Consider the following 15487-nt stretch of genomic DNA (forward strand, 5'->3'; position numbering starts at 1 on the left):
ACAAAGGTTTAGCCAGATTAGCCTCTGTTCGTCATCGCTTGCTTGTCACACCGTTGTAGCAACTATTTCCCATTTCAAAGAGATTAGTGCTCGCACAAAAGCAAAAACTAAAAAATGGAATATATATTTGACAGCGGAGGCATCTGGATGCTATCAATGATAAGATTTGAATAAATTCAGTGGAGAGAGAAGCCACAACAATCCAACTTCGAATCAAATCAAAGGGCATCTCAATCCAATTCTTGCCGGGCATCACAGATACGTAAAGGAGTTCACAATGAACGAGCCACTGCATAGCTCTCTAGATGTGAGTACGACTGATACAGATCCAACGGTAGCCACCAACCCTCCTATCATACACGCAGCGCCACGCCAGAAAAAAGATGTCGATTACGTCTTTTACGAGTTGACACGCAGTATCTGCCCCGAGTGCCGCCGCGTCATCGACGCGCAGGTGCTTCTACGCAACAACAAAGTATACATGCGCAAGCGGTGTCCTGATCATGGTGCATTCGAGGGGCTCGTCTATGGTGATGCAGCGGCTTATGTAGCCAACGCCCGCTTCAACAAACCCGGTACCATTCCACTAGAATTCTCCACAACGATACAACATGGTTGTCCCCATGATTGTGGTCTCTGCCCAGATCATCAACAGCATGCCTGCCTGGGCATCATCGAAGTCAACAGTGCCTGTAACATGAACTGTCCGCTCTGCTTTGCCAACGCTGGAAGCGGCTTCAACCTCACCCTGGCCGAAGTTGAAGGCATCCTGGATCATCTCGTGGAAACGGAAGGAAATCCCGAAGTCGTACAATTCTCTGGTGGAGAGCCATCGATTCATCCCCAGATCATTGATATGATCAAGGCCGCCAAAAAGCGCAATATCAGACATGTGATGCTCAATACGAATGGTAAACGCATCGCAGACGATGATGCATTTCTGAGCGAACTAAGTGAATTGCGTCCCTCTATCTATTTCCAATTTGATGGTTTTGAAGAGGAGACCTATCGCGTACTACGCGGGGAGCCTGGTATCCTGCCACAGAAACTGCGTGCCCTGGATCGTCTGGCTGAGATCGGTGCTCACGTCGTGCTGGTTCCTGCGGTTGATCGTTTTGTTAATTTGCACGAAGTGGGAGCTATCGTTGCCTTTGGATTAAAGCATCCAGCGGTGCGCGGCATTAACTTTCAACCCGCCTTCCAGTCTGGACGCCATGGCGAAAGTGATCCCATGGAGCGCCTGACCATCCCTGATATCCTCAAAGCGCTGGAAGAGCAGACATCTAATACGCTGATGGTTTCCGACTTTGTACCTGTCCCCTGCTGCTTCCCTACCTGCAACTCAGTCACCTATATTCTCAATGACGGTGACACGGTCCTGCCCATGACAAGAATTCTCAATGTCGAGGATTATCTGGACTACATCACCAATCGCGCCGTGCCCGATATATCTGATGACATTAAGACTGCACTTGAAGGTTTATGGTCATCTTCTGCTGTGCCCGGTTCAGACAAAGCTGCACAACAATTTGCCCTTTCATGCGCCGCTTGCGACCTCCCTGGTGGCCTGGATCTAGGAGCATTTGCAAAAAACATCTTCATGGTCATGTTACAAGACTTTATGGACCCCTGGACATTCAATCAGAAGAATTTGATGAAGTGTTGTAAAGAGATCCTCTTACCCGATGGTAAACAGATTCCATTCTGTGCCTACAACAATGTAGGTTATCGTGAACAGGCACGGACACAGCTACAGGCGAGAGAACGTCAACGCAACCAGGCCAAACGTGCGGGAGTACCATTCGTGGCAGAACCTTTAACCTTCTCCTTTGAGCCGGTTCCTCAGCACAATCTCCTTCAAGTCACACCGGCCACGAAAGGTCACATTCATGAATAGCAAGCCCAACACCATCAGTGAAAGCGATGCACAGACAATCAAATCCTGTTGTGCCGACCTATATCAAAGTGATTGGGCCAAATTATTACTAGGGGAGTCGTTTCATCCAGGTGGAACAGCACTAACCGATCGCATCGGACATGAGCTGTACCTGAAACCTGATATGCGGGTGTTGGATGTTGCAACGGGACAGGGCACCAGTGCAATCTATCTCGCTCAGCATTTTGGATGTAACGTCTTAGGGATAGATTATAGTCATGCCAACGCAGAAAGTATCATGCAGGCAGCGCAGGTAGCGGGTGTTGCTCATCTGGTCACATTTAAACAGGGAGACGCCGAATGCCTGCCTGTACCAGCGGATAGCTTTGATGCTGTCATCTGTGAATGTGCCTTTTGTACATTCCCTCACAAAACCATGGCCGCAGCTGAATTCAGGCGTGTCCTGAGGGCCGGTGGGCGTGTTGGTCTCAGCGATCTGACCCGGCAAGGTGACCTCCCAGACGATTTACAGGGCTTACTGGCTTGGATTTCCTGCATCGCAGACGCTCAGCCGCTCGCAGACTATGTACAGTATCTTACTGAGGCAGGTTTAAAAGTCGACCTCATCGAAGAGCATAACGATGCTCTATCGAGCATGGTAAGAGATATTCAGGGCAAACTTCTGGGAACGGAGTTGCTTGTCAAGCTCAAAAAGATTACCCTTCCCAACACAATCGACTTTGAGCAGGGCAAAGCACTGGCAAAAAACGCAGCAGCCGCTATCAAAGAGCAAAAGTTTGGCTACGCAGTCATTACAGCCACAAAGCAATAAGCACTACCAGTAATCACAATGAGCCAGAGCAGATTAAACCGATCGGTTTAATCTGCTCTGGCTTGCACTATCCAGCCTTGCCAGAGCCAGTTGATAGAGAACTGCTTGGAGTTCATCGCATGCACTTCAGCAAGTTGGCACAAGGCTTCCGCCTCAGATAAGGTATAAGCTCGTACATGTCCTGGATCAACACGTCTGATAAGCCACTCAAACAACCTCCATGGGAAGGGGAACGTACGGCGAGCATAATCCTCAACGACCAACATTCCTTGTGGGATCAGAAGTGTGGCCAATCCACGTAACACCGCAACAGGATCATTGAAGTAATGGAAAATATTTGTAGCAGTGATCAGATCAAAAAAGGCTGGATCATAAGGCAATCCAGCAGCCTCTGCACCATTAAGAGATGCCTGCAAAAAGTGAATGTTCGGATAATCTTGTAATAACAACCGTGCCTGATCAAGCATCTCTGGACTTTCATCCACTCCATATAATTCTGCTCGAGGCAGACGAGACGCCAGAGATTGTAAAAGCAATCCTGTGCCACAACCAACATCCAGAATACGCACAGGATCTTCTCGCGACAGACTAACAGCTTGCAGACGTGCAAAATCAATTATAGAGCAGGTATTTGCCAATGTCTTCGCCGAAAAGCTCTTCCATCTTTGATTATATGCTGCGGCATAGGTGCCAGTATAATACGTCATCACGATCCTTTGCGAAATAGCCGACTGATCCATCTGTTCAGACGCAGCAAAGTATGGACAACATTCCGATTCGTGCGTGCGCTTGCGCTGCTGAGATATGCCTCAAATGCTGCCTGCTGAACACCTGTGCTATATGTCGGATAGGGATGAATTGTAGCCAGAATGCCCGAAATAGTCATGTGATGTTGCATGGCAAGAGCGATTTCTCCCAGCGATTCCCCTGCGTGTGGACCAACCAGATGAGCTCCGACAATCTTATCTTTCTTACCAGCCAGCACCAATTTAATAAAGCCTGTGCTTGTATGTTCTGTCTGAGCGCGATCAACAGCTTTCAGTGGGACGGCGACAACTCTTGTACGAGCATACTCTTTCTTAGCTTGTTCGGGAGTCAGTCCAACGCGGGCTACCTCTGGATCAGTGAAGATGCACCAGGGAATGACACGATTATCGACCTTTTTCTTCCCGATTGGAAGCAACGCATTGCGAACCGCAGTGCTCGCCTGAGAAGCAGCGACATGTGTAAAAAGGTATCCGCCAAGTACATCGCCAATCGCAAAGACAGTATCGGCCTCCGTTTGCAAATACTCGTTGACCTGAATCCCTTTCTCCGTATAGCGCACGCCAGCTGCCTCTAGATTGAGATGTTCAACGTTAGGCTGTCGACCACCAGCGATCAAAATCTCGTCGGCCTCAAAGACAACCGATTGATCATCTTGAGTCGCGAGCAGAAATTTACTACTTCCCTGACGACTGACCTCGACCGCACGTGTATTCAGAGAAAGGGTAATGCCTTCAGCTTGCAATACTTCAGCAATCATTGCTGATACCTCTGGATCTTCCTGCGGCAACAGGCGAGCAGGTCCCTGTAACAGTGTTACATCGACGCCCAGGCGGGCCATGGCCTGTCCCAATTCTACACCGACGGGACCACCACCAACAATAATGAGCGATTTGGGTAACGTTGTCAGTTGGAAAATAGTCTCATTTGTGAGATAGTTAATCTCACGTAGTCCTTTAATGGCCGGTACTGTAGGATGCGAACCAGTCGCAATAACTATTTTACGACTTGTAATCGTTTCGTTATTCAGCAAGAGGGTAGTTGGAGATGTAAAAGTAACTGTACCAAACTTAACCGTGACGTCTTTGACATAAATACCTTCTTCTTCATGAACATGCCCGATAACGTCCTGAATCGATGCCGCAACTTTTGTCATATCAATACGCGGCTGAGCAGAAAAGTATCCTAGATCGCTGGCGCTGTTTAGAGAATGCGCTATACGCGTAATATGCAACAGACTCTTACTGGGAACACAGCCCGAGTATAAACAATCTCCGCCCAAACGTTCTTTATCAATAAGTAAGGTAGTTGCCCCCAGCGAGGCCGCAATACGGGCAGCGGTCAATCCCCCTGACCCACCACCAATAATAGTAATATCATAGTCACTCTGCGTCATCGCGTCAGTCCTTCTTTTTACACAATAGGAAACTATTACGCCAGCCTCCCCAACATATCATCATCAAAAATTGCCAGACAGCAATTGAGTCAATATGACTGCTTGCTTTAGGATATCATGACACATACTGAAGCCAATGTCATCCCACCTGTGAAGGCTGATTAATTTTCCATGCTTTCGTCCCGACTTGAGCAACTGGCGCCATCACAAGCAAACAAATAGTAACTATTAAAAGAGGTATATTTAGCATATGAGTATATTTAGACAGCGAAGAAGGAAGAAGCAGTACTATAAAATAGAGACTCTGAGCCAATCCCGCATATTTACCGAACCGAGTCGAGCTAAAACGGATCGGATGAGCAAATACCAGGTAGCTGAGTAAGACCGCTACCAACGGAAGGATAAAGCGTAATATCATCACACATCCAACCCAGAGTGGTAAGACACCATTATGCAGCAGAATAATCGTAAGTGCCAGATAGAGACAAAAATCAGCTTCAGCATCGGCAATCTGGCCTAACTTGCTCTGTGTGGCTGTACGCCTGGCGACCTGCCCATCAAAAATATCTGTGATGATCCCTCCCAGGAAAATGAGCAGCGCCAACTCTGACGATATCGTCAATCCAGCAAAGAAGCGAGCCAGTAAATAGGATGCCCCCAATCCACGCAGCCAGGTCAAAGTATTGGCTATTCCCACATGAGGCAGAAGATGGTCATTGTGAGTTGAGCGGTTAAGTCCAAGATGCCAGAACAGATCACTTTGTTGCCATACGATGCAAAAGACAAACCAGGGAGACAGGAGTACCGTATCAGCTAATCCAGCGACCAATCCATTCCATAACAGCACAATGAGAGCAAGCAGTGTTATCAGATATGTTACATGCTTCCACGATTGTTTGAGCTCAGGATGATCATTGGCCGTCTGACAAGACATCAGCCAGGAACGCTGGAAGAATTCTCCCCACGCACGCAGGCTAAAGCGATGTCGACGGAGTGTTGTTAGCAAATCAACCACAAATGTCGGACCAGTATCTTGTTGCACGAGAAACGTTCCTCTCGCATATATCCTACGCAGGAATTACAGATAAATAGGGATGTAATCACTCTTGTGACCGCTTTCTTCTACAACTATTTTCGCACAAGCTCGATGGCAATACTACACCCTTCGATGTCCATAGCATTTGTAGTACATCAATCTAAAGGCCACATGCACATCCCAACACTAAATAGGTCTTATCCACTCCTGGTGATAAGGCATACGATCGTTCGTCCCACTTTGGAAACTGAACAAACCGGAAGCACGAGAGCTCTCCGGTGGTCACCCACCAGAGAGCTCTCACAAAGCATTGTGGTGCGATGTTATTGCAGCTTCCAGATATTGAACGTAGCTGCGGAGGGATCAGTTACTTTGGATGGGCCTGTCATTGTAGCCACTTCTTTGCCATCAGGCGACCAGGCAATACTCAGGATCTGCTGTTCGGGGTTGGTCGGACCTACTGTGGTTACGGCTTTACCCGTACTGGCATCGTAGATGGTCACGCCGTGATTGCCCGCAGCGATAAAGTGACCGTCTGGCGACCAGATAGCGTGTTCAAAACCCGCAGCAGCAAGGTTGAATGAGCGCACAAGCATGCCATCCGACAGATGATAGATCTGGACCAGGGTGCCGCCATCATTGCGAACCAACGAGGTATTATCAATAGCTAACACGTCTGGACCATTACTTTTATGGTTGGATGAGAATGTCTCGATCTTTTGCCCCTTTGCGATATTCCAGAGCTCTAAAGATTTGTCCTGATTGACAGGATTTGGGTTAATCACGACGGCGAATTGAAGATCAGATGAGATCTGATCTAAAGTAGATTTTGCAGGAAGCTTGGTCATATCAGTTATTTTGTTGTTTTGAGAGATATTCAGACTTCTGATAATTGTACGATAGTTGGCATCTGTAGAAGCAAAGAAGAGTTGGTGATTGTCAGAAGACCAGCTTACAATACCAATACCTTCTTCTTCAGGCGCCTGTAGCGCATTCAATTGCGCAAAAGATAGGTGTGTAAGGATGTTGCCCTTGTTATCGAATATGTAAAGGCTATTGTCCGCTGTCACGGCAACTGCCTTGCCATCTGGCGACCAGGTAGGGCTACTGGCGTTTTGGACAGTTCGAGAGAAGATTGTCGCGCAATCGCGAGCTGAGACTACTTTAAAGGTTGTCTGAGCACTATAGGCAATCTGTCCCTGTGTGGACCAGGAAAGTGTAGGAGGCCAGGTGGCGCTGTTGCGCGTCGCAGGATCATCGCTAATGTGGCAGACCTGGCCATCCACTTTGGCAGAAGATATTTGTGGCTGTCCTACAGAACCCGCAGTCGTTGAGCGTAGTGCCTGAAAAGCTGGTTGCAACCTCCCTGAGAGGAGTATGAAACCAACAATGAGAAGAAAAGCTGCGGCAGTCATTATCACTACGCCAACCGCACGCCTGTGCGATTGGCGTTTGGGCATGTATGCAGAGGGAGAAATATGGATATCTCTGGAAATGTCTTTTTTCTGCATCGTTGTCCTTTCCTTTTCTATTCTTTCCCTTTCTGGAAATGTATATTCTGTCGGCATTCCCCATGAAACCGACGAAGAGAAAGCGTGTTCATGGCTCGCATGCAAGCGATTCCAGATGCGATCAAGTGATTGTTTGTTTGCTCTAGCGTCTGGTAGAGACATCGTTTGCATCTGGTGGAGCAAGTTGGCTGTTTGCATGTCAGACAGTGGAAATTCAGTACCTTCAATCACCTGGTCGATGGTTTCGGGTTGCAAGTTATCGTTGTGGTCTTTCATTGTTCACCTCCTTGTGCTTGGTCCTGGTAGTGTTTGCGCAACCTTCGCAGAGATCGTGATAGGAGCATACGCACGGCTGTGCCACTTTTCTCAAGTACCGAGCCAATTTCATCGCTGTTGAGCCCGTGACTGAAGCGCAAGCGCAACACATCCTGTTGGATTTGAGGTAGTGTCCTGACTGCGTAGATAAGTTGTGCGTACTCTTCGTGCACGAGGCTCACTTGTTCAGGATTGCTCCCTTCATCGGCATAGAGAGGCTCTGTAAGCCACTCAATAGAGACCTGTGGGCGTCGAGTTGTATGGCGATAGTGATCTACCATTTTGTTGCGTGTGATCGTCCAAAGCCAGGCCGCTTGCTTTGATGCAGCAAACGTCGGGAATTGTTGATTCTGCCACACCGATAGAAACACATTAAGCACAATGTCTTCCGCATCTTCGCGAGAAGAGGTGTGTTGATAGGCATAGGCAAAGAGTGCCGGTGCATAGCGCCGGTAAATAGCTGCGTAAAAATCGTCATCAGTTGATGACGATTGCAACTGATTGTCATTTTTGTAATGCATTCCCGTCCTCTAGAGTTTTTTGAGACCTCAACAGGTATCTCGCTACAAGAGAAAAAAGTGTAACTAACTCACAAGTAGGACCGAAATTGTTGGGATTCGTATCAAGCTGCTTTCGAGATAGGACCAGGGATAAAAAACAAGAAAGGATAAAAGCTATCTTATTTATAGCAATTGATCCTCTCAAAGAGATAGAATGTGAAAGGGACCATTTGGCATCAAATTCTACTCATCGTTACTAGCTAATATCCAAGTTACTGACAGATGATAACGCACAAAGGAAATATACAGTGAAAGAAACACCAGAAGCTGAAGCTGACAGCCCAACAGCTAAAAAGAAGACAGCGCCACAAGGCATTGGTATGGCAGTCGCTTTTGATTGGGGACTCGCGGTACAAATTTTACTAACGCCCATAGTGTACACATTTTTTGGTCATTCATCCATGCCAAAAATGTCTGGTCTCAATCCACTCATCACCAACATACTCCTATTCGTCGTAGCGTGGCCTATCGGTTGCTTCCTGCTATTTTTTGGCGAGATGGTGCGTCGAGGTCGCAATTGGACACGTATGATACAGATCGTCGCCAATACGTTGCTCTCACTCGGCGGGATTTTTGCACTTGTCAACTTATATCAAAGTCTTAAAGTGGGGAATTTCTGGCCGCTCGTCACAGAAATCATTCTCATCATTTTCTCACCCTTGATCGCCTGGCGTTTAAGTCGCTCCTCGACAGCACATTGGTTTAAAACAGTTTCAGTGGCAGAGGCACGGCAGCGTCACGGTGGCAAATGGGTATGGTTCATTGCCATCTGGGGGATTGTTGGTGGTATCTTACAGACCCTGGCCAGTATGAAATAAAGCCTCTAATTTCAATGGAGAAATTCATGTTAAATAGATTCGTTACAAAGATCAATGGAAAAAATCGCGATAAATTGCAGGCATACATTCTTCTTAGCCTTGGCCTCGTTTGTATGCTTGGAGCACTTTTACTTCATCCCAGTCCATTCTTAGTTCCTATTGGACTTCTCTTGTTTGGACTGGGAATCCTTTTATCTGCTCTATTTAATCCAGCCCGACTTACAATTGCAGGTGTGATTTTTACATTGATTGGAGCAGTAATTTTTATTGCCTATAAGCCAATCATCCCTTATGACAGCGGCCTCGCGGTTATAGCCAGTGGTCTTGCTCTACTCGTAATAGCCGTTCTCACACGTCGGGGATATATAGGTAAAGGAGCAATAACCCCAGGCTTCTTAATTCTACTGGTGGGTCTCCTACTTTATCAACCAACAGGGAGAGCAGCATCCAGATTTCTTGCTCCATTTATCCTCTCACTCTGGTTTCCAGGTTTGGTGCTCTTTCTCATAGGATTACTCTATTACATTCGTAGTATCAAGAAAATTTCCACATAACGCCACTCGTCATACCTATTCACAGCAATGAGCGCAAAAACATAGAGGGGAGACATGTATGATATACTAAGAAAGCAGAATAATCATAACATGCAGATGCAACATTCCCTTCCATTCCTCAGAGTGCTCAAGAATATTGTACTATTAATTATTGTCTTCCACTGTTCAAATTGCACTTCTGTTCCCAAAGATCACTTAATATGCATGCAGCCAAATAAATTGTTATCTATACGCCTACTTACCTGCATCTCTATAATTGCAATCCATTGCAAACAATAAGTTAATGCTGTGAGCTTATGAAGATTGACACGTCTAGCAGCAATGTTTATAGTGAGAAATATAGGTGCTCTCATTTTTAAACATCCCTTAAAAATAGCACAACACATATACATCAAGCCAGAAAGCAGGTGTATCCTTTCATGAACACAACTGAAACGCCTTCGACCATTCCTCATGAACTTGTCGTGATTGGGTCATCAGCTGGCGGTATCGAGGCACTTTCACTCTTAATTAGCACACTACCTGCCAACTTCCCAGCACCGATTGTGCTGGCGCAACACCTTGATCCCAATCGCCCAAGTACACTTAATACTATTTTACAGCGGCGCTCCAGCTTACCAATTGTACTTGTCACCTCAAATGAAAAGCTCAAGGCAGGATCAATCTATGTCATTCCCTCTAACTACAATGTCAGTATTCGTGATCATAATGTCGAGATTCATGATAACAATGCCCGTCACCCAAGACCTTCTGTAGACACCTTGCTCTCTACAGCCGCAGACTGCTATGGTGAACATCTTATCGCTGTCATTTTGACCGGCTCAGGTAATGACGGAACTGTGGGAGCTATCGATGTCAAAAATAGCGGGGGAACGGTGATCATTCAAGATCCCCACACAGCACGCCATCCTTCTATGCCGATGTCTCTCCCTCCGACAGCTGTTGATTATGCAGTTCCTCTTGAACGTATCGGGCCATTGCTCTACGATTTGCTGACTGGAGGAAATCTTTTGCCAAATGATGAGAGTACTGGAGACATTCTCAAAGAGATTCTCCTACAGGTGAGTAGACAAGCCAATATCGATTTTCGCCCCTATAAAAAGTCGACGATCCTGCGGCGCATTGGACGTCGTATGAGCGTGATACATTGTCATACGATGAGTGATTATGCGGATTATCTTGCAAAGGTTCCAGAAGAAATTGGAGAGTTAGTCAAAGCTTTTCTGATTAATGTGACGGAATTTTTTCGCGACGCTGAAGCCTTCGACTATATCAAAACAGAGATACTCCCAAAGATGATAGAACGTGCTCGTGAGAGTGACCATGTGTTACGCTTTTGGGCGGCTGGCTGCTCAACGGGTGAGGAGCCATATTCACTCGCGATATTGCTCACAAGCTTACTCGAAGAGGAACTATCTAAGTGGAGCATCAAGATCTTTGCGACTGACCTTGATGAGGCTGCTATCAATTTCGCACGCAGAGGCATCTATTCCGACAATATACTCAAAAGCATGCCAGATGTTTATCGTGAGCACTTTTTTGAGCATGTCGATCAAGGGCACCGTATTTCTAAAACACTACGCCAGATGGTTATCTTTGGTAAACAGGATCTGAGTAGGAGTGCTCCATTCCCACGTATTGATATGGTCATCTGCCGCAATATCCTGATCTATTTTACGCCTGAATTACAAGATTATGTCCTCAACCAATTCACTTTTTCACTGAACCCGGGTGGCTATCTCTTTTTAGGAAAGGCCGAAACGGTCCATCCGACCCAGTCATTTTACGAACTGACCAACAAACATTGGAAGGTGTATCGCTGTATTGGCAACGCACTACCTTCAGTTCGCCGCCAATCTCACAAAGAAATAAATACTCCTGGTTTAGAAGGATCCACCATGAATCGTGATGGCAAAAATATAGGCAAGCAGACCAACGATCAAGCAAACAGTATAAGCACACTTGAATCAGGACAGCTTCAACGTTTCAATGAACTGCTACTCCGCTTCCTTCCCGTTGGCATCGTGATCATTAATCATAACTATCACATCCTGACAGTAAACGGACCTGCCCGTCGTCTCCTTGGTCTGCGTGAAGTGACAATCGAACAAGATTTTCTCCATGCAGTTCGCGGCATTCCCTATCAGAAAATGCGTACCGCCATCGATAGTATGTTTCGCGAGCGGAGCGCTCTGACTCTTAGCGAGATTGAGCTGGATGTTGACTCTGGAGGTAACGGACGCTTTATCACCCTTTCCATCTCTCCTTTGCAGTTGGACGCTGGCCTACCAGACTTTGGCGCGATCAGTATCACCGACGTTACCGACCAGGTGCACATCCGCCGACAATTAGAGACGGTACAAGTCGAACAAAGCCAGCTGATGAATGAGTTGAGCGCAACGAACAAGCGCTTAAGTGATATCAATAAAGAGCTCATTGATGCCAATGAGGAACTCCAGGTAGCCAATGAAGAACTGGTTCTGACACATGAAGAACTCCAGGCCAGTATTGAAGAGTTTGAAACGACCAACGAAGAGTTGCAGGCCACCAACGAAGAGTTAGAGACCAATAATGAAGAACTTCAGGCCACCAATGAGGAGCTTGAGACCACCAACGATGAACTTCGTGCTCGGACGAGCGAACTACAAGAGTTTATGACCAACGCCGAAAGTGAACGTGTACGTCTTTCTGAAATCGTTGAATTCGCACCATTTTCCATTCTTGTTCTACGAGGAAAAAATCTCGTTATTGATGCCTACAATCCTTACAATGCCCAGCATCTAGAAAGTCGCCCGGTACAGGGTCATCCATTGGAAGAGGTCATGGATGTTTTCTGGGATGAGCACATATCCACACAAATACTTTCTCTGACAAAAGAAGTCTATCTCATGGGAATAAGAAAAACTTTTTCACACGCATCAACCCAGCTCTCAACGCAACCAAAAGATACATCGACAGAAGCAAACCAGCACAACTTTATGTATACCCTGGTTCCATCACATGATGCTGCAGGTAAAGTTGATGGCGTAATCATTTATGCCATCGATGAAACCAAACGGTAAGCATGACAGGCCTCTTTTATACCACTTATACTTGCTCACAAGCAGGCCCTATACAAATCCAAGTGTATAGGATCTGCTTCGAACGAATGACGCCATGCAACACGATAAATCCACATGTTGGGTATGTCCAAGCATGTACAACCATAACACCCATCAAAAATGAGTGCGTCTTCTGCTTCACACCACTGGCTTCTATCTTTCTGGCACGTCCTTTACATATCGGGTAGTTGGAAATTGGCCCCCCGTAAGCGCTTGATCAATGCTGGGCGACGCAAATGAGGTTGCATCCAGTTACGAAAACGCAACTGAAACTCCTGAAACTCGTTAAATTGATTGGCAACTTCACGAAGCCCGATCAGCAATCGTTCTGCCTCATCATAGCCTGAGCCTGTACTACGCATAACTGCTCGCTCAACCTGAAGCCAATAATCATCCAAGTGATCGTGGATCTCCTGGAGGCGACGCAGACGAGTTTGTTGCTCCTGTTCATATTTTTCGCGCTCTTGCCTGACTTTCACAGCTTCACTTTCGGCAAGCAGTACTTCATAGGGAACACGCTCACCTGGTAACGGCGCTGTGGCTGGCTCCCCCCTCCCTAATATACGCAACTCCTTTATCAGCATACGACTCAGGCCTGGTTCATTGTGTGCCAGGCGCACCAGGTAACTATCGCGACTCTTCTCTGGCAACAATTTAACCCATGCGGCAAAATCATCAGCAATTGATGGGGTTGCCGCGCTACTATGTTGAGCCGCCGCACCGAGCATTTCTTCCGGTACATGCAATAATACCGCTAACGCTTGCTGAGCCTCCGTCAGTGAGCCAAAAGCTGGAGGAACCTCGGGGGCGATTTCTACCTCTACCTCTTCCTCCTCCTCCTCTTCCTCATAATCCCCTATCATGTCTCGGGCAGCCAACCATACAATATACAGAGCGCGCAAATCACCTTCCAGCAACTCATCACGAATGCCAATCAGCGATCCCAGTTCATCGGATGCCCATTCGTCAGGACCTTCCATCTCTCCAAAAGAAATATCCAGAATGTCATATTGACTATGTCGAGTGAAGGTAACTAATTCATCCAGGTCATAGCCATCGAGCAAATTAGCTGGTAAGCTATTATGTGGAAAGCGGAATGCCAATCTTGGTGATCCCCAGTTAGCCCAATAGAGGAAGCCATCAAAGTATTTTTGAAGTACCCTGATAGGATCATGTTTGAAGTCACCATAGTTTTATTCGATGAAGGCACGTGTGGGAGTGACTTCTATATGACTGGACAAATCTTCAACGTCTGCGATTTGTTCTTTCGTCAAAGGCCGATCAACAGTCATAAATTCATAGCGTTGATATTCGCTCATTATTAAATACATCCTCCATGTAGTAACTTAAATACCAGGATAATATATATACCATGTTAGCACAATCAAATTGGCAATGCCCATTTGATTGCTCACCAGACTGGTTCGAAGCAAGCACAGGGTTAGCAGTAGGAACAAAATGGCAAAGAAGATGAGACACAACAATCCGAAAAATATTCTGGTCGGTGCCATTGATGAAGAAAAGCCGCAAGTCCGGACGATGAGAAAAAGTGCTGCTGGACAAGAAACTCAAAGGGAGCCTCAAGAAAGTTTAAAGATGATGACGTGACACGAGCAATCAATTTTTCATCCATCGTTTCAACATTGAGGAGTTTCCATCCTTGCTGGATGCCATGCCAGATATAGCGCAACTCCCATTCCACAACCAGAGGAGAAACCTCGATACTCTGGAGTGTCCGCATCGATGGCTGGAGCCCTTTTTCTAAAAGGGTATGCATCCAATTACTGCGCGTATACCACACCTGTCTTTGCGCCCCCCATACTCTTATGTGCGATGAGGCATCCTCTAAATGCTGCTTATGTCGACGCTTCGGCTGGCCAGTTCGTCCAATATAACGAATTTCATCCGTCTCTGGATCAACTTCTGCATAGATTACCTGACCCGCAGGAAAGGTCCGCAAGCAACAGGCTCGAATACACAACCGTTTTTGGCTCTCAGAAAGAGCGCAAAAAGCTATCTCACATTCCCGGCAACAGAGAGAGATACAAGTCCCATGCCCACACAAAGCATAGCCATCATAGTGAGCAAGAAAATTGTAGCGTGGTGTCTGACGCTGACAGAGACAGCATGCCAACTGATGACGCTCACGCAGGGCAGCATGACAGTTCATACATCGTGTGTACAGTACAAAACGCCCTGAGGAGCTGATTCCCCCAAAAGCAGTTGCGGGAAGGATCTCTTGACACATACGACAACGACGCTCTGGTTGCTGTCGATACCATTGCTCCCAAGCTTGTTGACGTTGCTCATGCTCCTGCCGCAGAGAGACTTTCCGCCGTAACTCTTGTAGCCTTCTATCTTCCTGCCTGGATTCTTGATACCACTGCTCTTGCTGAATAGCTAATCGATGATGGCGCTCAGACTGAATAGAGATCTCACATTCACAGCAAATTTCTCGTAGATCGGCCCTTTTTCCCTTATATCGTGAAAAAGCCTGGATTGACTTGACTTTATGACATTGTAAGCAACATCTTTCACCCCATTGCTGATTTGTTACATCAACATCCATCGCACTCTCACTTGCCCCTTCGCTCCACATCACCTATTCTTACAACGCCGCCTAAACCCATAATTCATTAATTATGCGGCAAAACCCAATGTAACAGAGCCAGAAGTATTCGTCAAGTCAAGCGGATAAAAGTATCAGGGTGCCTGACCAGACA

At 46.7% G+C, this 15487-nt stretch carries 13 protein-coding genes; 5 read left to right on the top strand and 8 right to left on the bottom strand.

What is annotated here, in order from left to right; translation table 11 throughout:
* Nucleotides 1-277 precede the first annotated feature (277 nt).
* Nucleotides 278-1897, top strand: a complete 1620-nt coding sequence (locus AC27N8_RS15785) for a radical SAM protein (protein ID WP_487068345.1) — start codon at nt 278-280, stop codon at nt 1895-1897.
* Nucleotides 1890-2708 (top strand): class I SAM-dependent methyltransferase, encoded by an 819-nt coding sequence (locus tag AC27N8_RS15790; RefSeq protein WP_487068346.1) that lies wholly within the window; start codon nt 1890-1892, stop codon nt 2706-2708. Before AC27N8_RS15785 ends, AC27N8_RS15790 begins: the two co-directional genes overlap by 8 nt.
* 47 nt (nt 2709-2755) lie before the next feature.
* On the opposite strand, the gene AC27N8_RS15795 is transcribed toward AC27N8_RS15790, so the two are convergent.
* The 5 genes from AC27N8_RS15795 to AC27N8_RS15815 all read right to left on the bottom strand — a co-directional run bounded on the left by AC27N8_RS15795 (nt 2756) and on the right by AC27N8_RS15815 (nt 8252).
* Nucleotides 2756-3415 (bottom strand): class I SAM-dependent methyltransferase, encoded by a 660-nt coding sequence (locus tag AC27N8_RS15795; RefSeq protein ID WP_487068347.1) that lies wholly within the window; start codon nt 3413-3415, stop codon nt 2756-2758.
* Nucleotides 3415-4869 (bottom strand): dihydrolipoyl dehydrogenase family protein, encoded by a 1455-nt coding sequence (locus AC27N8_RS15800; protein ID WP_487068348.1) that lies wholly within the window; start codon nt 4867-4869, stop codon nt 3415-3417. The genes AC27N8_RS15795 and AC27N8_RS15800 overlap by 1 nt, the downstream gene beginning before the upstream one ends.
* A 139-nt stretch (nt 4870-5008) precedes the next feature.
* Nucleotides 5009-5911: a CDP-alcohol phosphatidyltransferase family protein gene (locus tag AC27N8_RS15805; protein WP_487068349.1), complete on the bottom strand. Its 903-nt coding sequence runs from the start codon at nt 5909-5911 to the stop codon at nt 5009-5011.
* A gap of 317 nt (nt 5912-6228) precedes the next feature.
* Nucleotides 6229-7692 (bottom strand): WD40 repeat domain-containing protein, encoded by a 1464-nt coding sequence (locus AC27N8_RS15810; RefSeq protein WP_487068350.1) that lies wholly within the window; start codon nt 7690-7692, stop codon nt 6229-6231.
* Nucleotides 7689-8252 carry an RNA polymerase sigma factor gene (locus AC27N8_RS15815; protein WP_487068351.1) on the bottom strand — a complete coding sequence of 188 codons (564 nt, stop codon included), beginning with the start codon at nt 8250-8252 and terminating at the stop codon, nt 7689-7691. Before AC27N8_RS15815 ends, AC27N8_RS15810 begins: the two co-directional genes overlap by 4 nt.
* Nucleotides 8253-8539: 287 nt before the next feature.
* Here AC27N8_RS15815 and AC27N8_RS15820 point away from each other — a divergent pair, with 287 nt between their 5' ends.
* From AC27N8_RS15820 to AC27N8_RS15830, 3 genes are all read left to right on the top strand, one after another.
* A complete protein-coding gene (locus AC27N8_RS15820) occupies nt 8540-9109 on the top strand; it encodes a hypothetical protein (RefSeq protein WP_487068352.1) in 570 nt (189 codons plus the stop codon).
* A gap of 26 nt (nt 9110-9135) precedes the next feature.
* Nucleotides 9136-9663: a hypothetical protein gene (locus AC27N8_RS15825; protein WP_487068353.1), complete on the top strand. Its 528-nt coding sequence runs from the start codon at nt 9136-9138 to the stop codon at nt 9661-9663.
* Between the two features lie 419 nt (nt 9664-10082).
* Nucleotides 10083-12725: a CheR family methyltransferase gene (locus tag AC27N8_RS15830; protein ID WP_487068354.1), complete on the top strand. Its 2643-nt coding sequence runs from the start codon at nt 10083-10085 to the stop codon at nt 12723-12725.
* Nucleotides 12726-12937: 212 nt separating this feature from the next.
* On the opposite strand, the gene AC27N8_RS15835 is transcribed toward AC27N8_RS15830, so the two are convergent.
* From AC27N8_RS15835 to AC27N8_RS15845, 3 genes are all read right to left on the bottom strand, one after another.
* Nucleotides 12938-13867 carry a hypothetical protein gene (locus AC27N8_RS15835; protein ID WP_487068355.1) on the bottom strand — a complete coding sequence of 310 codons (930 nt, stop codon included), beginning with the start codon at nt 13865-13867 and terminating at the stop codon, nt 12938-12940.
* Nucleotides 13868-13957: 90 nt separating this feature from the next.
* Nucleotides 13958-14083: a hypothetical protein gene (locus tag AC27N8_RS15840; RefSeq protein ID WP_487068356.1), complete on the bottom strand. Its 126-nt coding sequence runs from the start codon at nt 14081-14083 to the stop codon at nt 13958-13960.
* Nucleotides 14084-14205: 122 nt separating this feature from the next.
* Nucleotides 14206-15333, bottom strand: a complete 1128-nt coding sequence (locus AC27N8_RS15845; protein ID WP_487068357.1) for a GIY-YIG nuclease family protein — start codon at nt 15331-15333, stop codon at nt 14206-14208.
* Nucleotides 15334-15487: the final 154 nt, after the last annotated feature.

Source organism: Dictyobacter sp. Z7_2 (assembly GCF_057551105.1).